24 protein-coding genes and 1 tRNA gene are annotated in these 22137 nt (G+C 62.3%); 16 read left to right on the top strand and 9 right to left on the bottom strand.

What is annotated here, in order from left to right; genetic code table 11:
• Nucleotides 1-14: 14 nt before the first annotated feature.
• From MHM97_RS11620 to MHM97_RS11630, 3 genes are all read right to left on the bottom strand, one after another.
• The gene (locus MHM97_RS11620; protein WP_239322525.1) at nt 15-716 is read right to left on the bottom strand and encodes an AAA family ATPase; all 702 of its coding nucleotides are present in this window, start codon (nt 714-716) and stop codon (nt 15-17) included.
• A 168-nt stretch (nt 717-884) separates the two neighbouring features.
• Nucleotides 885-960, bottom strand: a tRNA-Ala gene (locus MHM97_RS11625).
• Nucleotides 961-1504: 544 nt separating this feature from the next.
• On the bottom strand, nt 1505-1831 hold the full coding sequence (locus MHM97_RS11630) for a TIGR02300 family protein (RefSeq protein WP_239322526.1): 327 nt from the start codon (nt 1829-1831) through the stop codon (nt 1505-1507).
• A 109-nt stretch (nt 1832-1940) separates the two neighbouring features.
• Between MHM97_RS11630 and MHM97_RS11635 the strand changes: the two genes are divergently transcribed.
• From MHM97_RS11635 to pheT, 3 genes are all read left to right on the top strand, one after another.
• Nucleotides 1941-2642, top strand: a complete 702-nt coding sequence (locus tag MHM97_RS11635; RefSeq protein ID WP_239322527.1) for a M48 family metallopeptidase — start codon at nt 1941-1943, stop codon at nt 2640-2642.
• Nucleotides 2643-2674: 32 nt separating this feature from the next.
• Nucleotides 2675-3337 (top strand): GntR family transcriptional regulator, encoded by a 663-nt coding sequence (locus MHM97_RS11640; protein ID WP_305037469.1) that lies wholly within the window; start codon nt 2675-2677, stop codon nt 3335-3337.
• A gap of 195 nt (nt 3338-3532) precedes the next feature.
• Nucleotides 3533-5929 carry a phenylalanine--tRNA ligase subunit beta gene (pheT, locus tag MHM97_RS11645; RefSeq protein ID WP_239322528.1) on the top strand — a complete coding sequence of 799 codons (2397 nt, stop codon included), beginning with the start codon at nt 3533-3535 and terminating at the stop codon, nt 5927-5929.
• Between the two features lie 82 nt (nt 5930-6011).
• Here the strand turns inward: pheT and MHM97_RS11650 are convergent, their stop codons facing one another.
• Nucleotides 6012-6902: a LysR family transcriptional regulator gene (locus tag MHM97_RS11650; protein WP_239322529.1), complete on the bottom strand. Its 891-nt coding sequence runs from the start codon at nt 6900-6902 to the stop codon at nt 6012-6014.
• A gap of 84 nt (nt 6903-6986) precedes the next feature.
• Here MHM97_RS11650 and MHM97_RS11655 point away from each other — a divergent pair, with 84 nt between their 5' ends.
• The 5 genes from MHM97_RS11655 (at nt 6987) to MHM97_RS11675 (ending at nt 10097) form a co-directional block, all read left to right on the top strand.
• The gene (locus MHM97_RS11655) at nt 6987-7625 is read left to right on the top strand and encodes a class I SAM-dependent methyltransferase (protein ID WP_370645719.1); all 639 of its coding nucleotides are present in this window, start codon (nt 6987-6989) and stop codon (nt 7623-7625) included.
• Between the two features lie 82 nt (nt 7626-7707).
• The gene (locus tag MHM97_RS11660; RefSeq protein WP_239322530.1) at nt 7708-8157 is read left to right on the top strand and encodes a YtoQ family protein; all 450 of its coding nucleotides are present in this window, start codon (nt 7708-7710) and stop codon (nt 8155-8157) included.
• Nucleotides 8154-8717, top strand: coding sequence for a GNAT family N-acetyltransferase (locus MHM97_RS11665; RefSeq protein WP_239322531.1), 564 nt, complete (start codon nt 8154-8156; stop codon nt 8715-8717). The genes MHM97_RS11660 and MHM97_RS11665 overlap by 4 nt, the downstream gene beginning before the upstream one ends.
• Before the next feature lie 37 nt (nt 8718-8754).
• Complete coding sequence (locus MHM97_RS11670; RefSeq protein ID WP_239322532.1) at nt 8755-9378, top strand: hypothetical protein; 624 nt, start codon at nt 8755-8757, stop codon at nt 9376-9378.
• Nucleotides 9379-9527: 149 nt separating this feature from the next.
• Entirely contained in the window at nt 9528-10097 is a 570-nt protein-coding gene (locus MHM97_RS11675) for a hypothetical protein (RefSeq protein WP_239322533.1), read from the top strand.
• A gap of 28 nt (nt 10098-10125) precedes the next feature.
• Here MHM97_RS11675 and MHM97_RS11680 read toward each other — a convergent pair whose 3' ends face one another.
• Complete coding sequence (locus MHM97_RS11680; protein WP_239322534.1) at nt 10126-10932, bottom strand: mechanosensitive ion channel family protein; 807 nt, start codon at nt 10930-10932, stop codon at nt 10126-10128.
• Nucleotides 10933-11184: 252 nt separating this feature from the next.
• Nucleotides 11185-12309 carry an alanine dehydrogenase gene (gene ald, locus MHM97_RS11685; RefSeq protein ID WP_239322535.1) on the bottom strand — a complete coding sequence of 375 codons (1125 nt, stop codon included), beginning with the start codon at nt 12307-12309 and terminating at the stop codon, nt 11185-11187.
• Between the two features lie 139 nt (nt 12310-12448).
• Between ald and MHM97_RS11690 the strand changes: the two genes are divergently transcribed.
• Nucleotides 12449-12910, top strand: a complete 462-nt coding sequence (locus tag MHM97_RS11690) for an Lrp/AsnC family transcriptional regulator (protein WP_239322536.1) — start codon at nt 12449-12451, stop codon at nt 12908-12910.
• A gap of 218 nt (nt 12911-13128) precedes the next feature.
• Nucleotides 13129-14046, top strand: coding sequence for a polyphosphate kinase 2 (gene ppk2 / locus MHM97_RS11695; protein WP_239322537.1), 918 nt, complete (start codon nt 13129-13131; stop codon nt 14044-14046).
• Between the two features lie 177 nt (nt 14047-14223).
• Here the strand turns inward: ppk2 and rpsU are convergent, their stop codons facing one another.
• On the bottom strand, nt 14224-14430 hold the full coding sequence (gene rpsU, locus MHM97_RS11700; protein WP_005614280.1) for a 30S ribosomal protein S21: 207 nt from the start codon (nt 14428-14430) through the stop codon (nt 14224-14226).
• Between the two features lie 117 nt (nt 14431-14547).
• Here rpsU and MHM97_RS11705 point away from each other — a divergent pair, with 117 nt between their 5' ends.
• Nucleotides 14548-15252, top strand: coding sequence for a COQ9 family protein (locus MHM97_RS11705; RefSeq protein ID WP_239322538.1), 705 nt, complete (start codon nt 14548-14550; stop codon nt 15250-15252).
• Between the two features lie 154 nt (nt 15253-15406).
• Entirely contained in the window at nt 15407-16411 is a 1005-nt protein-coding gene (locus tag MHM97_RS11710) for an NAD(P)H-quinone oxidoreductase (protein ID WP_239322539.1), read from the top strand.
• Between the two features lie 48 nt (nt 16412-16459).
• Here MHM97_RS11710 and MHM97_RS11715 read toward each other — a convergent pair whose 3' ends face one another.
• Nucleotides 16460-17326 (bottom strand): DUF2189 domain-containing protein, encoded by an 867-nt coding sequence (locus tag MHM97_RS11715; RefSeq protein ID WP_239322540.1) that lies wholly within the window; start codon nt 17324-17326, stop codon nt 16460-16462.
• 222 nt (nt 17327-17548) lie between these two features.
• The gene (locus MHM97_RS11720) at nt 17549-18193 is read right to left on the bottom strand and encodes a ribonuclease T2 (protein ID WP_239322541.1); all 645 of its coding nucleotides are present in this window, start codon (nt 18191-18193) and stop codon (nt 17549-17551) included.
• A gap of 174 nt (nt 18194-18367) precedes the next feature.
• Between MHM97_RS11720 and MHM97_RS11725 the strand changes: the two genes are divergently transcribed.
• From MHM97_RS11725 to MHM97_RS11740, 4 genes are all read left to right on the top strand, one after another.
• On the top strand, nt 18368-19135 hold the full coding sequence (locus tag MHM97_RS11725) for a DUF1013 domain-containing protein (RefSeq protein ID WP_239322542.1): 768 nt from the start codon (nt 18368-18370) through the stop codon (nt 19133-19135).
• Between the two features lie 253 nt (nt 19136-19388).
• Complete coding sequence (locus MHM97_RS11730; RefSeq protein ID WP_239322543.1) at nt 19389-19889, top strand: hypothetical protein; 501 nt, start codon at nt 19389-19391, stop codon at nt 19887-19889.
• Nucleotides 19890-20020: 131 nt separating this feature from the next.
• Nucleotides 20021-20872: a 3-mercaptopyruvate sulfurtransferase gene (sseA, locus tag MHM97_RS11735; protein WP_239322544.1), complete on the top strand. Its 852-nt coding sequence runs from the start codon at nt 20021-20023 to the stop codon at nt 20870-20872.
• A complete protein-coding gene (locus MHM97_RS11740) occupies nt 20872-22056 on the top strand; it encodes an amino acid aminotransferase (RefSeq protein ID WP_239322545.1) in 1185 nt (394 codons plus the stop codon). The genes sseA and MHM97_RS11740 overlap by 1 nt, the downstream gene beginning before the upstream one ends.
• The last annotated feature ends 81 nt before the right edge of the window (nt 22057-22137 follow it).

The raw sequence follows: 22137 nt of genomic DNA on the forward strand, positions 1-22137 counted from the left end.
TCGAACCCGCCGTGCTATCTCGAAGGCGCGAGGTTTGCTTCGGGCTGACACCGGTCATCTGCCGTGCCTTGCGCGAAGGTCTCCTCAGGGCCGTCGGCTTCAGGTAGTAGGAGGCAGGAGGGAGCTGCGCGGTTTGTCCGCTTCAGTAGGTTCTCCGTCCATCTGGAGGATTCGGTCAGAGCGCTAGTTGCGCAGAGACAAAAATCGGCGGGTGACGCGATGTCGGTGCACAGCAGAGCCGTGATCTTGTATCCGAGAGCGGTGTAGGTCTCGCGCATGACGGTGCAGGTCGCTTCGGCCTCGGCGCGGGTCTGCTTGCGTTTGGCATCCTGCGTGAAGATCTCATTCCAGTGGGGCGCAAGGAAGATACGGGCGTTGTGCCGGCCTGTCTTGGCCACTGTCACGGCTTGAGGCGGCACAGGCAGGCCGCAGAGGGTCAGGTAACCCATAACGTCAGGAGTGCCTCGGTCGAAGATTGCTGGGCCCGAGAGCGCCTGTGCGGCGCTGTGCGCGCGCAGGTCGCGTTCCAGCATCCGTTCGGCATAGGCCATGCGATCCATCCACGGGAGGGCGTCCCCGCCGCTATCTATCCCCTCGCGAATGATCGCGCGGCCGGATTCGGGGATCGTGTGAAAGTCGCGACGGGCAAGCTCCGCTATGAGGCTAGTCTTGCCCGCACCGGGACCGTCCGTCACGACGAAGAAATGGTCGCTCATGGGCCACCCTCGGGTTTGACAGGGGAAGGACTGCGCAGCGATCGACGCGCTGAAAGGCGCGGATCAAGGCAGCATGGATTTTCAAAGGAAAAACAGCACCGGTCTGCGCGGCAGAGGCAAATCCTCTGACGAGAAAGGCATAACTATCTGGTGCTTTTCAGAAAGGATTGGTGGAGCCTAGCGGGATCGAACCGCTGACCTCCTGCATGCCATGCAGGCGCTCTCCCAGCTGAGCTAAGGCCCCTTCCAACTCCGCTTGGGCATCGCCCCTGCGGTGTGAGAGGTCGTTTAAGGGAGGAGAGATTTGGCTGCAAGCGGAAAATGTCACCGGACGCGGATTTTTTAAATTGCCCTGTCAGATCAGCGTGAAATCTTTGCTTCGGGAAAGCGAGGCACGCGGCTGTGAAGGGGACCAAAAGATTGGAACAGGGTGCTTGTGATTGATCGCTGCTGTCCGAGGCGCTGCTGAGCATCGGCAGGAGGGGCGCGGGTGCGTCCTCAATCGATGCTGCATCTTTTTAGTGGCGGAGCCTTGTGCGCGGTGGCCTCCTGTGCAGGACGCAACCTCTGACGCAGAGATGGCAGGCCGTATCGATGGCCCTCGTGTTTTGGGGGAGGGCAAGGGCTCAGTGGCGTGTGACCCGCAGCGCCAAGCGGTACACTCTGCAGTGCTGGCGCGTCCAGGCAACACAGTGGAGAACAGCTTAAAGTCGGTATAAAGGGGGCAACCGGGAGCCGGTTTCAGCCCCGCGCCGCCAAGCGGTCGCGCGGGGCCCTGTGCGGGCACTTCAGGACTCGTCGTCCTCGTTGGCAACATCCGCGATCTCATCGAGGGACACGTTGTCCTCTTCGTCGTCTTCCAGAACATCGTCACCGAGGTCCATGTCGACTGCGTCGTCGTCATCGTCCAGCACGGCCTCGTCGCCGTCGGTGTTCTGTTTTGCCTTCAGGCTTGCCGCATCTTCCGCGTCTGCTTCGATCATGCGGCTCTTGGCGGTGTCGATCTCCACGACCTCGCCCGTGTAGGGGCTGACGATCGGGTTTTTGTTCAGGTCGTAAAAGCGTTTGCCAGTGGTCGGGCAGACACGTTTAGTACCCCATTCTTCCTTGGGCATGTGGGTCCCCTATGAAAATAGCGTGAGTCGGTAAGACGATTCAGGTGCCTTGCCATAAGCGACAGACCCTGTCAAAGCCTTTGCAGCCATGCCTGCGCGGGGAGATGTCATGCCAGAACTGAGCCTGCCCGGCGATCCGGATGTCCGGGTCATACTGCGCCGCTCGGCCCGGGCGCGGCGGTTATCGCTGCGGATCTCCTCACTCGACGGGCGGGTGACGCTGACCTTGCCCAAACGGGTGTCCGAACGGGAGGGTCGCGCGTTTCTGCTGGAGAAGGAAGACTGGATCCGCAGCCATCTCGCCCGGCAGCCAAAGCCGGTTGCGGTGCGGGCGGGGATTCGACTGCCGGTAGAGGGGCGGGAATTGGATATCCGCATTGGTGCCGGTCGCAGGGTCGAGCAGCGCGGCGAGGCCCTGATCGTGCCTGGATCGGCACCGGCGCGCCGGCTGGAGCGATACCTGAAGGAACTTGCCCGGGATCGACTTGCGGCGGCATCCGACAGATACGCGGCCCGATTGGGGCGGTCCTATTGTAGCCTGAGCCTGCGCGATACCCGGTCACGCTGGGGATCATGTTCCGCGGCCGGAGGGCTGATGTACTCTTGGCGGCTGATCCTCGCGCCACCGGACGTCCTGACCTATGTAGCGGCCCATGAGGTGGCGCATTTGCAGGAGATGAACCACTCGCCCGCGTTCTGGTCGGTGGTCGAGGATCTTTATGGTGACTACGCCGCGCCACGCCGCTGGTTGCAAAGCGACGGCAATGCCCTGCACCGCTATCGTTTCGAAGATATCTCCGAAAAGGATTGATCTTCACCGGTTTTGTGATCACATACCGCGCCATGGACAAGCTGCTGACGGGCAATCGACCCACTGCCGAGAACACAGGCTCGGCCCATGATCGCGTTTATCGGGCGCTTCGTACCCGCATCATGCACGGCGAAATAAGCCCGGGCGAAGCCCTGACGCTGCGCGGGATTGGCAAGGACTACGACGTGTCGATGACGCCCGCGCGCGAGTCGGTGCGGCGGTTGGTCGCCGAAGGCGCGCTGTTTCTGTCGTCCTCGGGGCGGGTCTCGACGCCGGAGCTCTCGAACGAGCGGATTGAGGAACTTGCAGCTCTGCGCGCCCTGATCGAGGTGGAGCTTGCCTCTCGCGCCCTGCCGCGCGCCCATATGGCGCTGATCGACCGGTTGCAGGCCATCAACGGCACCGTGGCCGAGAAGATCTCCAAGCGCGATGCGGTGGGGTATATTCGCACCAACCTTGAATTCCACCGCACACTTTACCTGCGGGCGCAGGCGCCTGCGATGCTGGCGATGGCAGAGACGGTCTGGCTGCAACTGGGTCCGACCATGCGGGCGCTGTATGGTCGGCTGGGCCGAACCGAGCCGCCGCATAATCACAAGCTAATCATCGCGGCGTTGAAGGCTGGCGATGAGCCGGGGCTACGTCTGGCGGTGCGCACCGATGTGACGCAGGGGCTGCGCCTGCTGGCCGGCTAAGGGGCAGGCGACTGGGTTGCGCCATGTGCACGTGTCGTGGGCCGTCATTCTGCCTTTGTGACGAGAGGCCAAGGCGGCATTCGCGCCGCAGTTTGCCGCGCCGGGGGCGTCTGGATCTGCCAAGGCTTGAACCCCGGGGCATTCTTTGTCATTGCCATGGTCAAACCTGATGACTTTGCCAAAGGGCGCTGACCGATGAAATTCACTCTCTCCTGGCTCAAGGACCACCTCGACACGGATGCAACCGTCGAGGAGATCACCGAGACCCTGACCGACCTCGGGCTGGAGGTCGAGGAGGTCGTGAACCCTGCCGACGCTCTTGGGGCCTTTACGCTGGCCAAAGTGGTTGGCGCGGAACAACATCCGGATGCGGACCGCCTGCGCGTCTGCCGGGTGATGACCGATGAGGGCGAAAAGCAGATCGTCTGTGGTGCGCCCAATGCGCGCGAAGGCATTACCGTGGTGCTCTGCAAGCCGGGTGACTATGTGCCCGGGCTGGATTTCACCCTCTCAGTGGGCAAGATCCGCGGCGTCGAAAGCCATGGCATGATGGCCTCCTGGAAGGAGCTGACGCTGGGCGAGGATCACGACGGCATTGTCGAGTTGCCCTCGGGCGAGGTGGGCGAAAAGCTGGTGGACTGGCTGGCGCAGAACGATCCCGCCAAGGTGGACCCCATGATCGAAATCGCGATCACGCCCAACCGCCCGGATGCGCTGGGCGTCTACGGGATTGCCCGCGATCTGGCCGCGCGCGGTTTGGGGACGCTGAAAACCCGGGACTATGCGCCGGTCGAAGGTCAGTTCGACAGCCCGATCAAGGTCACTATTGACGAGGACACGCTGGATGGCTGCCCCCTGTTCACGGGCCGGCTGATCCGCGGTGTGAAGAACGGTCCCTCGCCGAAATGGTTGCAGGACCGTCTGAACGCCATCGGGCTGCGGCCCATTTCGGCGCTGGTGGACATCACCAATTTCTTCACCTTCGATCAGAACCGTCCCCTGCATGTCTTTGACGCGGCCAAGGTCGCCGGCAATCTGCGCATTCACCGTGCGGCGGGCGGCGAGGAGCTGCTGGCGCTGGACGAGAAGACCTATCGCTTTGCGCCCGGGATGATGGTGATCTCGGATGACAACGGCCCGGAGAGCATCGCGGGCATCATGGGCGGCGAGGAAACCGGCTGCACCGAAGAGACAGTGGATGTCTTCCTGGAAAGCGCGTTCTGGGACCATGTCCAGATCGCAACCACCGGACGTGCGCTGAAGATCAATTCCGACGCCCGCTACCGCTTCGAACGTGGTGTTGATCCGGAATACACCTACGAAGGTCTGGAGCGTGCCACCCAGATGATCCTGGATCTGTGTGGAGGTGAGGCGTCGCATGTGGTTTCTGCGGGGGATGTGCCGGACCATTCCCGCGCCTACCGTCTGAACGCCGAGCGGGTGCAGTCCCTTGTCGGCATGGACATCCCCGAAAGCGAACAGCGCCAGACCCTGACGCGCCTTGGCTTCCGTCTCGAGGGCAATCTGGCGCATGTGCCGAGCTGGCGCCCCGACGTGCAGGGCGAGGCCGATCTGGTCGAAGAGGTGGCGCGTATCGCGTCGCTGACCAAGCTTGAGGGCAAGCCGCTGCCGCGCCTGACCGCCGGTATCCCGGCGCCGGTGATGACCCCGCAGCAGCGCCGCCTGCAAATGGCACGCCGCACCGCTGCCGCGCTCGGTTATAACGAGGTGGTAAGCTACACCTTTATCGACAAGGCGGCAGCCGCGCTGTTTGGCGGCGGAACGGACGCGACCATGCTGGCCAACCCGATTTCCTCGGAAATGTCGCATCTGCGTCCGGACCTGCTGCCGGGGCTGTTGCAGGCCGCGGCGCGCAATCAGGCGCGCGGCTTTGCCGACGTGTCTCTGTTCGAGGTGGGGCCTGCGTTCACCGGCGGCGAGCCGGGCGAGGAGCGTATTCAGGTCTCGGGTTTGCTGGTCAACCGCAACGGGCCGAAAGATGTACACGGCGCCTCCCGCAATTGGGATGTCTATGACGCCAAGGCAGATGCCGAAGGCGTGCTAGCGGCCATCGGCGCCCCTGCAAAGGTACAGATCCTGCGCGAAGGGGATGGCTGGTGGCATCCGGGCCGTCATGGCCGGATCTGTCTTGGTCCGAAGAAGGCGCTGGGTGTATTCGGGGAACTGCACCCCAAGGTGCTAGAGGCGCTGGGCGTCAAGGGCAGCGCCGTGGCCTTTACGATCTATCCCGATGAAATCCCGCTGCCGCGCAAATCCGGGGCCAGCCGCAGCGCACTCGCGATCAGCGATCTTCAGGCGGTCGAGCGCGATTTTGCCTTTGTGGTTGATACGGAGGTCGAGGCGTTGTCGCTGGTCAATGCGGCCGGTGGGGCCGACAAGGCGCTGATCGAAGAGGTGCGTGTCTTTGACGAGTTCATCGGCGGTGCGCTGGGGGAAGGCAAGAAATCCCTGGCCATAACCGTGCGCTTGCAGCCGATGGACAAGACATTGACCGAGAAGGACATCGAGGCCGTGAGCGAAAAGATCATTGCCAAGGTGACCAAGGCCACCGGCGGTACCCTGCGCGGCTGAGCCGAGCCCTTGCAGCGCCGGCTTGTAATGCAGACGCGCCCCGGAAATGGGGCGCGTTTTTTTCTGCTCCGGCAGGTGCCGGTCAGCCCTCCATGCGCAGGGTGTCGGCGAGGAGGTCGAACACCAGGCGGATCTTCTTGCTGGTGTGCAGCTCGCGATGGGTGGTGAGCCAGAACGGAAAACGCACTGGCTCAACCCAGTGCATGACCCGTTCGATGTCAGGCGTTTGCTGGGCAATCTTGTCATACATCGGCGCGATGCCAAACCCGCTGCGCACCAGGTCCCAGGCCACAAGCCCGTTCTGCGAGTTGACCTTGAATTGTCCCGGCTGCAACCGCAGGCCGAAGCCGTGAAAATGTTCGATCATGCGGTCCACATCGCCAAAACCGACAAAATCATGGGCCGCGAGATCTTCGGCGGTGTCGGGGCGGCCGCGCCGATCTAGATACCGGGTCGCAGCGTAAAAACGGGCTGTGCCTTCAAGCACATGTTGCGCAATCAGATCCGGTTGCTCCGGTCGGACGTGGCGGATCGCTATGTCCGCCTCCCGTTTCATCAGGTCGCGGATGTCATTGGTCGCAATCAGGTCCAGGCGCAGGTTCGGAGCCAGATGGCGCAGTTTCTGCAACACTGTCGGCAGCAGGTAGGACGATAGCATGTCGCTGGCGGTGATGCGCACCGTGCCCTCGATCGCCTGAGCCTGACCGCTGGCGGCAAAGCTCATGGCGGCGGCGGCCTCTCCCATGCGGCGGCTGTGGTTGAGCAATTGTTGCCCCGCTTGCGTCAAGACCAGTCTGCGACCGACCCGTTCGAACAGCATCAGGTCAAGTTCGCTTTCCAGCATCGCAACCTGGCGCGAGAGCGTCGGCTGGGTCAGGCCGAGACGCCGCGCCGCGGCCGACAGGGACCCCGTCTCTGCGGTGGTGAGGAAAGCACGGATATGGTTCCAGTCAGTCGGTGGGGGCACGTTCATGCATATTCGTATATATCTCCTGCGAATTTTCGCAATTCCTGCCGGTTATACGCATGAGTATGATGCGGGAAATGGTGGAGAAAAATGATGACTGCGGATGCTCAGTTCTGGAACCGGATCGCACAGTCCTATGCCGCGCGCCCGGTGGCCGACGCTGCGGCCTATCAAGTGACGCTGGATCGCGTGGCGCAGTATCTGCATGGCGATCAGGTGGCACTGGAACTCGGCTGCGGGACCGGCTCTACAGCCGTAACGCTGGCGCCGCATGTGGCGCAGATCATTGCCACCGATCTGTCGCAGGCGATGATTGATATTGGCGCGCGGCGGGCGTTGGAGGCGGGTGTCACCAACCTCCAGCTTCAGGTGGCGGAGCCCTTGACCGCGCCGGAGGGCCCGTTTGATGTGGTGCTCGCCTTCAACCTTTTCCACTTGCTCGCTGCGCAGGACGACAGCTTGCACGCGGCCGCGATGCGTCTGCGTCCGGGCGGGTTGTTCATTTCAAAGACGATCTGTCTGAAAGACACCCGCAGCGCGTTCAAGCGCATCCTGATGCGTGGATTAATCCCACTGATGCAGCTGGTGGGCAAGGCGCCTGAGGTCGTGCATTTCATGACCGTCGCCGACTGGCAGGCACGGATCGAAGCGGCGGGCTTCGACATCATCGAAACCGGCAACTACCCGGCGGATCCGCCCAATCACTTTGTGGTGGCGCGCAAGCGCTGACGGGGTTGGCCTCTCCTGGTGGAGCGGGTAGGTCTTGGCGCGAACCCATGGCCCCGACCGGGGCGCGGCAGGAGGACCGACCATGACCCTATCCGTTTACCTTTCCGGCGAAATCCACACCGATTGGCGCGAGCAGATCATCGAAGGTGCGCGGGATCTGAACCTGCGTTTCGACAGCCCGGTGACAGATCACGATGCGTCCGACGATTGCGGTGTGGCGATCCTCGGGGCCGAGGACAGCAAGTTCTGGCATGACCACAAGGGGGCGAAGCTGAATGCGATCCGCACCCGCAAGGGCATTGAAGAGGCCGACGTCGTCGTGGTCCGCTTTGGTGAAAAGTACAAGCAATGGAATGCGGCCTTTGATGCGGGCTATGCAGCGGCGCTGGGCAAGTCGATCATTGTGCTGAACCCGCCCGAGCATCAGCACGCCCTGAAGGAAGTTCATGCGGCGGCGCTTGCGGTGGCCGAAGAACCACGTCAGGTGGTCGAGATCCTCACCTATGTGCTGACCGGGGCATTGCCCGAATGAGCGCCGAGTCGGCGGCATATTTTGCCGCGGGCGGGCCGCCGATTCTGGAAACGGAACGGCTGATTCTGCGTCCGCATGGCATTGAAGATTTTGACGATCTCGCCGCGATGTGGGCAGATCCGGAGGTGGTGCGCTACATCAGTGGCGTGCCGTCGACCGCAGAGGCAAGCTGGTCGCGGCTCCTGCGCTACATCGGCCATTGGCAGGCATTGGGTTTCGGCTACTGGGCGGTGATCCTGCGCGACACAGGGGCCTATGCGGGCGATGTGGGGTTTGCTGACTACAAACGGATGATCGAGCCAGACCTTGGCGCGGTGCCAGAAGCCGGTTGGGTCTTGTCACCTGCGGTACACGGGCGTGGTATCGCCACAGAGGCGGTGCGGTGTATCCATCACTGGGCCGAGGCGCAGACCAAATGGGCGCGCACCTGCTGCATCTTCGATCCCGACCATAAGCTGTCGCAGAAGGTCGCGGTCAAACTGGGCTATCACACGGTGTCGGACTCGGCGCTCTACAACGAAAAACCTACCCTGGTGATGCAGCGTGATATCCCCCGGTGAACCGGTAGGGGTCTGATCTCAAAGGCACATCCACCGGTTGAATGCCGCGCGTTGGATTTGCGCTGAAAATATGCACCTGAACTGTTTTTTAACGGTGGGCTTGTTAAGTGAAGGTGACGCCGCCGCGAGAGCGCATTCCATTTCAGACAATTCAAGTGGTTCTATGTCCGACAAGAATAAAACAGATCGCCGTAGATCCCGGTTCGAAGTTACACCGGAAACCGAAGACCGCGGTTTGTTTAAGCGCGGTTTGACACAGGTTGCGCTGACCTTGGTTCCAGTGATCGGCAAGACGGCGCGCGGCGATATTTCGGTGCGCGGCTACGTCAGTGAAAGCGAAGAGATTTCTGTCATTTTTGCTGGGCGGCGGATCAAGGAATTCGGGCCGCTGCACGAAGAGCTGCGCCGCCTGCTGACGGAGGCGAATTATTCGGCTCAACGGCGCCGCAAGGACCCGCCTCCGGTCAACAGCATTCGCCTGCCCGCACAGATCGAAGGCGCCTGGCGGGTGCGGTTCGAACGCAGCAATACCGGAGAGGACATTCGGGTGTTGCAGTTTCTCGCGGCCCGCTGGGGGTTTCTGGACCGCAACGGCGAGACGATCACCAGCGGCAAGCAGGCGCTTTATGGCAATCGCAGCAGCGATGCCGGCGCAATCTGAACGGCGCATCGCATACCGCGGCGAGCGTGTTTCTACGCCTTTGTAACACGGTGAGCGCCATGGATTCTTAAGATTTGAAATCCACTATATGTGCAGGGGCACCGTCACGGCGGGTCTCTCGTGATGACAATGGAATTGCTGCTGAAAACATGATGCCTCCCACATCCAGAATCGACCGTCGTGCGCAAACTCCCGTCTCCCCGGAATACGAGGATAGCGGCCTGTTCAAAGGCGGTGTGATTCAGGTGCAACTGGCGCTGGTTCCGGTTTTTGGCACCACATCGCGCGGCGATTGCACAACCCGTGGCTTCAATGCTGACGGCTGCGAGGTGTCAGTTGTCTTTGCCGGACGGCGGCGGCCCCACTTCGAGGCCATTTATAACCAGCTTCGATATATGTATGCTCAGGCGCATCACATGGATGCCATTCGTGGTGTCAAAATGCGCGATGTGAATGACATCCAGTTGCAGGTGCAATGCGAAGGGGCATGGCGGGCCCGGATGCTGGTGGATGAAAACGGGCAGGAACGTCGAAGTCTGCAATTCATGTTGGCGCGCTGGGCCTTTCAGGCGCATGACGGGCAGACCCTGCGGTTCGGAACTGCACCCCTCATCGCGCAGCGCCCCAAGGCCGCCCCCAAGGATCAGGGGGAAACGGCCGGGTTTGGAGCGGGTACCTGGCCCCCGACCCGAGGGCCGGGAGCCGCGTTCAGCCGCTAGGGTCCTGACCCTAGGGCCGGGGCCGGTTTCAGCCTTCTTTCTGGATTTCCACGCTGTGGGGATAGGGAATGGAGATGCCTTCTGCGTCAAAGGCTTCTTTCACGCCTTGGATCATCGCCCACTTCAGTTCCCAATAGTCGCCCGCCGTGCACCAGAGGCGGGTGGAAATGTCGACCGAGCTGTCACCAAGGTTGGTCACGCGCACCCAGGGCTCCGGGTTTGCAAGCACGCGCCCGTCGGCCTCGGCTAGGCGCAGGATAATGCCCTTGGCCTTTTCGATGTCGTCGCCGTAGTCGATGCCATAGGTAATATCGAGACGGCGGGTGTCATGCGCGGAGTAATTGGTGATGATCGCGCCCCAGGCCTGGCCATTGGGAACGATGATCTGCACGTTGTCAGGGGTGACCAGCTCCGTCACAAAGAGGTTCAGGTCCTTCACCGTCCCGGCAGTGCCGCCAATGTCGACAAACTGGCCGAGCTTGTAGGGCCGAAACAGGATCAGCATGAAACCGGCGGCCAGATCACTCAGCGTGCCCTGAAGCGCAAGGCCGATGGCGAGGGTGGCTGCACCGAGCATGGCCACCAGGCTGGTGGCCTCGATGCCAAAGACGCCAAGTACGGCAACCAGCACGATTGCCAGCAGCACCCAGCGCACCATGCTGGCGACGAAGTTGCCCAGCGTCTCGTCAATTTGCGGTGTCTTGTTGATGCGGCTGCGTACCGCGCTTGAAATCAGACCTGCGGCAATCCAGCCGAGTACCAGCACCACCAGCGCCTTGATGCCACTGACCACCAGCGGCCACATCGCACCAGCCTGTTCGATGAATTCTTCCATGTCAGTCCCCACGTTTTGTGTTCACCCCGCAATGGGCCGAACAAGGATCCGGCGGCTGTGCGGGGCCGTCATCTGTGCGGCGGCGCGGATCGCAGCCGCTGCTCCTGTCCTTCTTGCGTCAGGAGGGCGGGGAGAATCGAGAGGTTTTTAACACGCGGCACGGGGAAATTGTGCCGCGTGTCACACAAAACGCGCGGGTTCCGGGTGGGGCGACGCGGCTCCGGTGTCAGGACGCCGCGTCACTCGGCCGGGTCAGGCGGCGTCGCGCAAGGCGAGCGTCGGCGACAGAACGTCAAGGCCAAGCGCCTTGCCAACGGCATAGTAGGTCAGCTTGCCCGCGTGCACGTTCAACCCGTTCAGCAGATGCGGATCGTCGGCGCAGGCCTGTTTCCACCCCTTGTCGGCCAATGCCAGCAGGAAGGGGAGCGTGGCGTTGCCAAGCGCCTGGGTCGAGGTCCGGGCCACCGCGCCGGGCATGTTGGCGACGCAATAGTGCATGATGCCATCGACCTCATAGATCGGGTCGGCATGGGTGGTGGCGCGAGACGTCTCAAAGCAGCCGCCCTGATCGATGGCGACATCGACCAGAACCGCACCCGGTTGCATGTCGGAAAGATCCGCACGCGACACCAGCTTGGGCGCTGCGGCGCCGGGGATCAGCACCGCACCGATGACCATATCGGCATCCCGGATCAGCTCCGCTGTGGCGCCAGCGGTGGAATAGCGGTTCTTGAACGTGTCGCCGAACACATCATCGAGATACTTCAGGCGTGGCAGCGAGCGATCCAGAACGGTCACGTCGGCGCCCATGCCGGCGGCGATCTTGGCCGCATGGGTGCCGACAACGCCCCCGCCCACCACGACGACCTTCGCCGGGGCGACACCTGGCACGCCGCCCATCAGGACACCGCGTCCGCCATTGGCCTTTTGCAGCGTGTAGGCGCCCACCTGCGGCGCCAGCCGGCCGGCGACCTCCGACATCGGGGCCAGCAGCGGCAGGCCGCCACGGTCATCGGTCACGGTCTCATAGGCGATGGCGGTGCAGCCGGAGGCCAGCAGGTCGTGGGTCTGCTCCGGGTCCGGGGCCAGGTGCAGATAGGTGAACAGAAGCTGCCCCTCGCGCAGCATCTTGCGTTCGACGGCCTGCGGCTCCTTTACCTTGACGATCATGTCGGCACTGGCAAAGATCTCTTCGGCGCTGTCGATGATCGTCGCACCGGCGGCGGTGTAATCCGCATCCGGAAAGCCGGCCCCCAGTCCCGCACCGGACTGGATCATGACCTGATGGCCATGGCTGACGGCCTCGCGCGCGGCGTCGGGTGTCATGCCGACGCGGAATTCCTGGGGTTTGATTTCCGTGGGGCATCCGATTTTCATGGGTCTCTCCTCCGTTCCCTTTGGGACAGAGTGTCGCAGGTCCGGTTTCAAATGTGCTGCTTTTTTCGGCAGTTTGAAAACTCGACTTTCGAAGGATCTTCGAATAGAACTCAATCCTACGCAAGAATAGGTGGGTCATTTGGCGTTAGATCAGGTGGATCGTCGAATCCTCGAGGTGCTGCAAAAGCAGGGCCGGATCTCGAACGCGGAGTTGAGCGAGGCCGTGAACCTTTCGGCATCGGCCTGTCACCGGCGGGTGCAGCGTCTGGAGAGCGACGGCTATATTCGCAATTATGTAGCGTTGCTGGACGCACGCAAGCTGGGGGTGCCGACCACGGTATTTGTGGAGATTACCCTGCAAACCCAGGCTGACGAGGTGCTGGAGGCGTTCGAGAAGGCGGTGGCACGCATTCCGGATGTGCTGGAGTGTCACCTGATGGCCGGGACGGCAGACTATATCCTCAAGGTGGTGGCGGAGAACACGGATGACTTTGCCCGCATCCACCGCCAACATCTGACCCGGTTGCCCGGGGTCGCGCAGATGCAATCGAGCTTTGCGCTGCGAACGGTGTTCAAGACCACGGCGCTGCCGATCAATTGACGCAAGCTGCGCATTGGCGGCCGGGGAGCGTAAAATCATCGTGCCGGCCTGCATGGATCTGCCACGTGGCCTGATCCTGAGGCACAATGATCGCGCGGGCGGGAAATTCAGGCGGAGACGGGCGATTTTCGACCGACGTGCCGCCATTTGACACCAAAGGATCACATGACGCCGCTATGCGGTGGTACAACGCTATAGCAAGACTAAGGAGACACAGTGTGAGCAGCGATCAGGAAAATACCTCCTTCGAGTGGCTGGAAGCCGAGCTGCAGGACACGCTGGACGAGGATTTCGAAATCGAATTTGCCGAGCCCATGCTGTCCATGGAGCTTCGCAAGATCTATCGCGCCCAGCATCCGGAAATGCTGGACCGCAAGGTTTATTTCCGCAACCTGCTGCGGTTGCAGGCGGAATTGATCAAGGTGCAGGACTGGGTGCAGCACACCGGCGCCAAGGTCTGCATCCTGTTCGAGGGCCGCGACAGCGCCGGCAAGGGGGGCGTGATCAAGCGGATCACCCAGCGCCTGAACCCGCGTGTCGCCCGGGTCGTGGCGCTGCCCGCGCCCAGCCGTCGCGAGCAGAGCCAGTGGTATTTCCAGCGCTATGTGCCGCATCTGCCAGCCGCGGGCGAGATCGTGCTGTTCGACCGCTCCTGGTACAACCGGGCCGGGGTCGAGCGTGTCATGGGCTTTGCCAATGACGATCAGGTGGAACAGTTCTTTCAGGACGTTCCGGAATTTGAACGCATGCTGGTCCGGTCCGGTATCATCCTGCTGAAATACTGGTTCTCGATCACCGACGAAGAACAGCAGTTGCGATTCCTCATGCGCATCCATGATCCGATGAAACAGTGGAAACTGTCTCCGATGGATCTGGAAAGCCGCATCCGCTGGGAGCAGTACACCAAGGCCAAGGAAGACATGTTCTTCCGCACCAATATCGAAGAAGCGCCCTGGTATATCGTCGAAGGCAACGACAAGAAGCGTGAACGCCTCAATTGCATCGAGCACCTGTTGACCAAGATCCCGTATCACGATGTTCCAAGTGAGAAGGTCACGCTGCCGGATCGGGAATACAACCCGAGCTACGAACGCCGGGTGCTGCCGGACGAATTATACGTGCCAAAGATCTACTGATCCCGACGCTGTGACAGGGGGGAGCGCCCCCCTGTTCCGACCGATTGGGCCGGGCAGGCAGTCGGCAGAGGGAGCAGGCAGACTGCGAGGCTGGCAAAGTGAAACCCCCGGAGCGGATGCCTCGGGGGTTTAAGTCTTAAACAGTATCCAGAAGAGACTGGAAACGGGCGAGGGGTCTTAGAGGAGACCTTCGCGCTGTGCTTTTTTGCGTGCCAGCTTGCGGGCACGGCGGATAGCTTCAGCTTTCTCGCGCGCTTTTTTCTCGGAGGGCTTCTCGAAATGTTGCTTGAGCTTCATTTCGCGGAAGACGCCTTCGCGCTGCAGCTTCTTCTTCAGGGCACGGAGCGCCTGATCGACGTTGTTGTCGCGAACACTAACCTGCATGTGGTTTTCACCACCTTTCTAAGTTGAGTTGCAAGGATTTGCAGGAGGTGGCCGTATAGCAAGGCGGACCTAAATTGTCTAGTACTGGAACCGCCGAGACAGAGGAGCATGTCCATTATGGTCGAAAACAACGGAAATTCCAGCGATCAGAGCGCTGAATTGCGGGACAGGCTGCTGGACGCGGCGCTGATGCATGTCCCGTTTGACGGTTGGACCGCGCCCACCTGGGCGGCCGCGGTGGCTGATTCGGGCGTGGAGCCGACTGTGGCTGAAGCCTTGTTTCCGCGCCGGGCGCTCGATCTCGCGGTCGCCTATCACAAGCGCGGTGATGCGCTGATGCTGGCGCGGTTGGCGGAGGGTGAGCTGGACACCTTGCGGTTCCGGGACCGGGTCGCGGCAGCTGTGCGATATCGTCTCGAAGCGGTCGAGGACAAGGAAGCGGTGCGCCGCGGTGCCACGCTGTTTGCGCTGCCGCATCATGCGGCCACCGGGTCGCGGCTGATCTGGGAGACGGCGGATGCGATCTGGACCGCGCTTGGTGATACGTCCGAGGATGCCAACTGGTACACAAAACGGGCGACACTGTCGGCGGTCTATTCCTCGTCCGTCCTGTTCTGGCTGGGCGATGACAGCCCGGAGCACCAGGCGACCTGGGACTTTCTGGAGCGGCGTATCGACGACGTGATGCAGTTTGAGAAGTTCAAGGCCAGTGTTGGCAAGAACCCGTTGTTGAAACCGCTGCTGGCGGGGCCGGCGTGGGTGATGAGCCGGATCCATGCTCCTGCGCGTCGCGAGGACCTGCCGGGGCGCTGGCACTCCTGATCGCCGGTGTGATCCCCGGTGGCCCCGCGTCGGGCGGTGCGCCTGTGCGCCAGGCCTGCGCGCGCGGGGCCGGGCGCAGGTGGTGGCTTGGCCGGGGGCGGAAGGGGTGTTAGCTCTGAGCGGAGACTGACATCCCGAAAGAGGATCCCTGCCGATGACACATGCCCTGCCTGCCATGATGCGCGCGGTTGAAATCTCAGAACACGGTGCGCCGGAGGTTCTGAAACTGGTGGAACGTCCGGTGCCGCAGCCCGGCCACGGTCAGGTCGTGATCCGGGTGGCCTATGCCGGTGTGAACCGTCCTGATGCCTTGCAACGGGCGGGCGCCTATGCACCGCCCAAGGGCGCAAGCGACCTGCCGGGGCTTGAGGCCGCGGGGGAGATTGTCGCGCTTGGCGCAGGGGTGACCGGTTGGGCCCAGGGCGATCAGGTATGCGCCCTGTTGCCGGGGGGCGGATATGGCGAGTTTGTCGCGACCCCTGCGGCCCATTGCCTGCCGATTCCGGAGGGCCTCAGCCTGAAAGAGGCGGCGTGCCTGCCCGAGACCTGTTTCACGGTCTGGTCAAACGTGGTCACGCGCGGCGGTTTGACGGCGGGAGAGCGGTTCCTGGTGCATGGTGGGTCCTCCGGGATCGGCACAACCGCGATCCAATTGGCGTCGGCCCTCGGCGCGCGGGTTTATACAACCGCCGGATCTGATGACAAATGCGCCGCCTGTGTCGGCCTGGGCGCGGATGTGGCGATCAACTACCGCGACGAGGATTTTGTGGAGATCCTGAAGGCAGATGGTGGCGCGAATCTGATCCTCGACATGGTGGGTGGGGACTATATCCCCCGCAATATTCGGGCGCTGGCGGATGATGGTCGGCTGGTTCATATCGCCTTTCTGCAGGGGCCAAAGGCGGAGTTGAACTTTGCTCAGATCATGGCGCGCCGGCTGACCGTGACAGGCTCTACGCTGCGCCCGCAGAGTGACCTCGCAAAAGCGCGGATCGCGCGGGATCTGGTCGAGGCGGTCTGGCCGATGATTGCAGCGGGCAAGGTGCGCCCGGTCATGGATTCAACCTACCCCCTGGCAGAGGCGGCAGCGGCTCATGCGCGGATGGAAGCCTCCACGCATATCGGAAAGATCGTCCTGAACGTGGGGGCTGACGCCTAAGCCAAAAGATCGCTGCGGCACTCCGAGCGGCTATTCCGCGCCCCGGAATCACATCACGGCACGGCGATAGAAATGCCACGTGGCGTGCCCCAGCAGCGGGACGACAAATATCAGCCCCGCAAAAAGCGGCACCGATCCAAGCACCAGCAAGGCTCCGACCAGAGCGCCCCACAACAGGCAGACAAGGCGGTTCTGACGCATCACCTGCAGGGATGTCGCCACAGCCATGGGCAAACCCACATGCCGGTCCAGCAAGAGCGGGAAGGATACGATGCTGACTGCAAGCGCTGCATAGGCGAAGGCCGCGCCGACGAGGGTGCCAACCACGATCATGGTCCAGCCGGACGATGTGGTGAACACATCACGGGCGAAGGTCGTCAGCGAAGCGGGCGTGTCGGGCCCTAGTGTCGCGCCGAAGATGGCCTCTGCCACCATGATCCAGATCACGAAAAGCGCCGCGAGGTAAAACGCCAACGCCAGAACCGAAGCAAAGGCAGGAGAGCGCAGCACGGAAAAGGCCGACATCCAGCCCGCCGATTCTCCGGCCTCGCGGCGGCGGGACATTTCGTACAGCCCGATCGCGGCTGCGGGGCCGACAATGGCAAAGCCCATGACCATCGGGACAAGCAGTGGCAGCACATCGAGGTGAAAACCACTCATCACCAGCGCGAGGCCGATCAGCGGATAGATAAACACCAGGAACATGGCGTCCGACCGTGCGGACTTGAAATCCGCCCAGCCCGCGCGAAGCGCGTGAGAGATGTCATCTATATCCATCGTCCGGACGCGCGGGCGGGCGTTGGTGTCGCTGCGCAGCTCTTCAATGGCTTCGGTGGTTCCGTGACTGGCGCTTCGCAGTGATTGCAACACCCAGCTTGCGGGGTTGCCGATGGTCTTGGGGGCGGTCTCTGACATAGCTTGGCTCCTCCTGTGGCTCGCCGGGGCGCGCCGCGCGGAACAGCTGGGATCCAAGCCGGGACCAGGCCAAGATATGCGATCATGCGCGTCTGCGTCTCGGATGGTCCCGGTGGGAAACCCTCGATTGGGCCGTCGCGCGGCATGTCGGATCCCCACCCTAACACGCCTGCGCGGTTTTGTCTGTCACAGTCGCGGGAGCAGATCCGGCGCGTGGCCGGATCACCGCACGGGTTCGAACCGCGCGTCGGTCAGGGCGCAGTCCCGGATCACGTCACGTCCGCAGGGAACCGGATCCAGCGTGCGGGACAGGCAGATTCGCGCTTCCTGGATAAATCCGTCGCGGCAGGTGATGGTCAGGCTGTCCTCATCAAGCGCGGGATTTTCCTTCAGAAACGCCTCTTCGACCACGGCAGCGGGCAGTGTCACCGGCTTGTCGAGGCGGCGGAAGGCCACGGGGCGCGTGACGCTGTCGAAGGCCCGGCGGGACAGGTCGAAGTAGGTCCGGGGCGACAGGCCGGAACAGGTCCCGTGTTTTTTCCACTGATGCCAGGCAAGGCCGGACGTGCCCATGATATCGGCCATTTCGCCGGTCATGCTGCGGTTCGGGGGCGCTTTGGTTGTGCGGCAGTAGCTTGGCCAGCCCTGGTGAAACTGCGGCCACAGGCCATGCAGGGTCCAGCCGTGATCGTGGCGGTCATCGCATTGGTCTGATCCTTTTGCGTCCCCCTCGATCGCACACCAGTTGGGGGACCAGCTGAGCGCCAGAACGTAATAGTCGAACTGGCCCGCGGGGTCGCCCTCGGCCTGCGCAGAAGGGGCGAAGCCGGCCAGACTTGCCAGAATTGTAAAGATCAACCGCCGCATTCGCCTCTTTCCTTATGGTTTCAAGGCGACTATATAGACCTGAAGTTCCCCGACAACGGAAACCCGCCCCGCAGACCGGGGAAGCCGATTTAAGGCGACGGGAGAGGTTTACCCGCAGGTTGTCCGGTCCAGCGTGACATTCGGGGACAGACGTGTTTCGAAGGAGTAAAGCACATGGCAAAACCGTTGATGGCCAAGGCGACCGCCGTGTGGCTGGTGGACAATACCACGATCAGCTTCAAGCAGATCGCAGATTTCGTGGGCATGCACGAACTGGAGATCCAGGGCATCGCGGATGGCGACGTCGCGGCTGGCGTGAAAGGGTTCGACCCGATTTCCAACAACCAGCTGACCCAGGATGAAATCAACGCCGCCGAGAACAATCCGCTGCACAAGTTGAAGCTGAAGTTCAACGCCGCCGCCGCAGGCGAGGAAAAGCGCCGTGGTCCGCGCTACACCCCGCTGTCCAAGCGTCAGGATCGTCCGAACTCGATCCTGTGGCTGGTCAAATTCCATCCGGAGCTGTCCGATGGTCAGATCGCCAAGCTGGTGGGCACCACCAAGCCGACGATCCAGTCGATCCGGGAACGCACCCATTGGAATATCTCCAACATGGAGCCGATCGATCCGGTGGCGCTGGGCCTGTGTAAACAGTCCGAACTTGACGCAGCCGTGCAGAAAGCGGCCAAGGCGCGCGCCGCCGAGGGCGGGATCATGAGCGATGATGAGCGTCGCAAACTGGTGTCCACCGAACAGTCGCTGGAGATGGATGCAGAGCCCAAAATCCCCACCGCGATCGAAGGTCTGGAAACCTTTACCCTCGGGTCGTCCGATGAGGATGACAAGAAAGAAGAAGAAATCGTCGATGCGGACAGCTTCTTCAATCTGCCGGCGTCTGACGATGAGGATGAAGACGACGATAGTGACGATCCGCGGTACTAAGTCCTGCGACGCACCCGCTTTGGTAATATGCCAAGTTGCCGGGTAAAGCATTGTCGAAAAACAACAAACGCCGCCCTTTTGACGAGGGGCGGCGTTTGTTTTTTCACTCTTGCAAATAGCTGAGTAAATAACTAAGAAATGCACGCCCAGCTTAACGACCGCCTCTGACGCGTCGAACCTGCCCGGACCAAACCGTAGCAAATGCAGCGCCCGCCGAAGGTTCCGGCGCGGCAGGTAAAGAGGGTGAACGTCCATGACACTTCAGGTTCCCATCGCGCCAGATCTGGGACAGGCCCCTGTGGCGGCCTTCGGGTTTGACCCGTTTGAAACCCGCCTGCTGGCGGTGACGCGGCATCTCGTGACGACATCGCGCGCGCCGGACAGTCAGGCCTGGCACCGTGGCTTTGTGATTGCGGCGGAAACCTGGGGCGAAGCGCAGGGGCTGGCGGTGGCCTATGCGCTCTGGCCGGTGGTGCGTGAGGTGCTGGCGCTGCGGGGCGATGATTTTGCCTGCAACGATCCACTGGATCTGGACACGCGGGATCTGCTGACCGCGGATGAGGCACAATTCCTGGCGATGCTGCATCACATGCGGCGGGATGAGACCAACCGCGCCCGGGATGCCGTTGATGCGCTGACGTTGGGGCGCATGGACCCGGAGCTGATCCGGGCGGGGCTGTCGTTTTCGGATCGGTTTCCATCCGGGGCGCGTCAGCGTCTGCGGGGCGCGCCGGCGCTTCGGGTGGTCCGTTAAGCGCCGCGCCGCGCCACGCCGCGTTCCCGAAGTTTCGTAACGGCCGGCGGGAAAGCACAGCAAGCAGCCTTGCACGACCGGGGCGCGGGTAGTAGGCATTTCGCCAACGCAAGTCCCGGGAGGCGTTGAGCATGGACGATCCAAAAACCCTGGTTTCCACCGACTGGCTGGCGGCGCATCTGAGGGACCCCGATTTGCGGGTCCTCGACGCGTCCTGGTATCTGCCGCAGATGGAACGCGATGCGAAGGCCGAGTATGAGGCCGGTCATATTCCAGGCGCGCGCTTCTTTGATATCGACGAGATCTCTGATCACCGCTCGGATCTGCCGCATATGGCTCCGCCGGTGGAAAAGTTCATGTCGCGGCTGCGCGCCATGGGCGTTGGGGATGGCCACCAGGTGGTTGTCTACGATGGGATGGGGCTGTTTTCCGCGGCCCGAGTCTGGTGGCTGTTCCGCCTGATGGGGCAGACCAATGTCGCGGTGTTGGACGGCGGCCTGCCCAAGTGGAAAACCGAGGGCCGCCCGCTGGAGGATCTGCCGCCGGTGATCCGCGACCGCCACATGACCGTTCGTGTACAGAACCATATGGTGCGCGATGTGACCCAGGTCTCCTCCGCCGCCAAGCTTGGCGATCACGAAATCATCGATGCGCGCGCCGCGGAGCGGTTTCGCGGAGAAGCGCCTGAGCCGCGCCCAGGCATGCGGGCGGGGCACATTCCGGGCTCCAGGAACGTGCCTTTTACCACGCTTCTCAATGACGATGGCACCATGAAGGCGGCAGACGATCTGCGTGCGATCTTCGAGGCGGCCGGTGTCGACCTTGGCAAACCTGCCATTACCTCTTGCGGGTCGGGCGTCACCGCCGCCGTGCTCAGCCTGGCGTTGGAACGCATGGGCAAGCACGATCACGCGCTCTATGACGGATCCTGGTCCGAATGGGGCGCTTTCCCGACCCTTCCCGTTGCAACCGGAGACGACTGATGTTCGAGAACCTGAAACCCCAGCCCGCCGACAAGATCCTGGCGCTGATGCAGATGTACCGCGATGACCCGCGGGACCAGAAGGTGGATCTGGGTGTGGGGGTCTACAAGAATGCCGAGGGCGTGACCCCGGTCATGCGGGCGGTTAAGGCCGCCGAACAGCGCATCATCGACGAGCAGACCACCAAGGCCTACACCGGGCTGGCGGGTGATCCGGCCTATGCGGATGCGATGATCGGCTTGATCCTCGACAACGCCGTCGAGCGCAGCAAGATTGCAGCCGTCGCGACCCCCGGCGGCACCGGCGCGGTGCGCCAGGCGTTTGAGCTGATCAAGATGGCGAACCCCGGCGCACGCGTCTTTGTGTCCGACCCCACCTGGCCGAACCACGTGTCGATCCTGAAATACGTTGGCATCGAAACGGTGGTCTATCGCTATTTTGATGCCGAGACCCGTGCGGTGAATTTCGACGGTATGATCGAGGACCTGAAAACCGCCAAAGAGGGTGATGTGGTGTTGCTGCATGGGTGCTGCCACAACCCCACCGGGGCCAACCTCAATCAGAGCCAGTGGAAAGCGGTGGTTGAGCTGCTGAATGAACGCGGTCTCATTCCGATGATCGACATCGCCTATCAGGGCTTTGGCGACGGTCTGGAAGAGGACGCCGCAGGCGTCCGTCTGGTGGCCTCTTCGGTGCCGGAATGCCTGATTGCGGCAAGCTGTTCCAAGAACTTCGGCATCTACCGCGAACGCACCGGCCTGTTGATGGCAATCAGCCAACAAGGGGACGCAGAGGGGCTCAACCAGAAGACGCTCGCCTTTCTCAACCGCCAGAACTACTCGTTCCCGCCGGATCACGGCGCGCGTGTCGTGACCACGATCCTGAACGATCCTGAGCTGCGCGCCGACTGGCAGAAAGAGCTGGAAGAGACCCGTCTCGGCATGCTGGCCCTGCGTCAACAGCTGGCAGACGAGCTGCAGCGACTGACCGGATCTGACCGCTTTGGCTTCATCGCCGAGCACCGGGGCATGTTCTCGCTGCTCGGTACCACGCCGGAGCTGGTGGAAAAGATGCGCGTGGATGCGGGGATCTACATGGTGGGTGACAGCCGGTTGAACATCGCCGGTCTCAATGCGCAGACGGTACCGATCCTGGCCAAGGCGATCGTCGACGCGGGCGTGTGATCCTTTCCAAGTTCGGTCAGAATTGACAACGCGCCCCCGTCCTGCGGGGGGCGCGTTTTTTGTTGGGCGACGTGCAAAAGT

Origin of the sequence: Epibacterium sp. Ofav1-8 (assembly GCF_022348185.1) — a bacterium.
Lineage (GTDB): Bacteria > Pseudomonadota > Alphaproteobacteria > Rhodobacterales > Rhodobacteraceae > Epibacterium.

Coding starts and splice junctions, on each gene's coding strand:
- MHM97_RS11620 (WP_239322525.1), bottom strand. CDS start 716: ATGAGCGACCATTTCTTCGTCGTGACGGACGGTCCCGGTGCGGGCAAG.
- MHM97_RS11630 (WP_239322526.1), bottom strand. CDS start 1,831: ATGCCCAAGGAAGAATGGGGTACTAAACGTGTCTGCCCGACCACTGGC.
- MHM97_RS11635 (WP_239322527.1), top strand. CDS start 1,941: ATGCCAGAACTGAGCCTGCCCGGCGATCCGGATGTCCGGGTCATACTG.
- MHM97_RS11640 (WP_305037469.1), top strand. CDS start 2,675: ATGGACAAGCTGCTGACGGGCAATCGACCCACTGCCGAGAACACAGGC.
- pheT (WP_239322528.1), top strand. CDS start 3,533: ATGAAATTCACTCTCTCCTGGCTCAAGGACCACCTCGACACGGATGCA.
- MHM97_RS11650 (WP_239322529.1), bottom strand. CDS start 6,902: ATGAACGTGCCCCCACCGACTGACTGGAACCATATCCGTGCTTTCCTC.
- MHM97_RS11655 (WP_370645719.1), top strand. CDS start 6,987: ATGATGACTGCGGATGCTCAGTTCTGGAACCGGATCGCACAGTCCTAT.
- MHM97_RS11660 (WP_239322530.1), top strand. CDS start 7,708: ATGACCCTATCCGTTTACCTTTCCGGCGAAATCCACACCGATTGGCGC.
- MHM97_RS11665 (WP_239322531.1), top strand. CDS start 8,154: ATGAGCGCCGAGTCGGCGGCATATTTTGCCGCGGGCGGGCCGCCGATT.
- MHM97_RS11675 (WP_239322533.1), top strand. CDS start 9,528: ATGATGCCTCCCACATCCAGAATCGACCGTCGTGCGCAAACTCCCGTC.
- MHM97_RS11680 (WP_239322534.1), bottom strand. CDS start 10,932: ATGGAAGAATTCATCGAACAGGCTGGTGCGATGTGGCCGCTGGTGGTC.
- ald (WP_239322535.1), bottom strand. CDS start 12,309: ATGAAAATCGGATGCCCCACGGAAATCAAACCCCAGGAATTCCGCGTC.
- rpsU (WP_005614280.1), bottom strand. CDS start 14,430: ATGCAGGTTAGTGTTCGCGACAACAACGTCGATCAGGCGCTCCGTGCC.
- MHM97_RS11705 (WP_239322538.1), top strand. CDS start 14,548: ATGGTCGAAAACAACGGAAATTCCAGCGATCAGAGCGCTGAATTGCGG.
- MHM97_RS11710 (WP_239322539.1), top strand. CDS start 15,407: ATGACACATGCCCTGCCTGCCATGATGCGCGCGGTTGAAATCTCAGAA.
- MHM97_RS11715 (WP_239322540.1), bottom strand. CDS start 17,326: ATGTCAGAGACCGCCCCCAAGACCATCGGCAACCCCGCAAGCTGGGTG.
- MHM97_RS11720 (WP_239322541.1), bottom strand. CDS start 18,193: ATGCGGCGGTTGATCTTTACAATTCTGGCAAGTCTGGCCGGCTTCGCC.
- MHM97_RS11725 (WP_239322542.1), top strand. CDS start 18,368: ATGGCAAAACCGTTGATGGCCAAGGCGACCGCCGTGTGGCTGGTGGAC.
- MHM97_RS11730 (WP_239322543.1), top strand. CDS start 19,389: ATGACACTTCAGGTTCCCATCGCGCCAGATCTGGGACAGGCCCCTGTG.
- sseA (WP_239322544.1), top strand. CDS start 20,021: ATGGACGATCCAAAAACCCTGGTTTCCACCGACTGGCTGGCGGCGCAT.
- MHM97_RS11740 (WP_239322545.1), top strand. CDS start 20,872: ATGTTCGAGAACCTGAAACCCCAGCCCGCCGACAAGATCCTGGCGCTG.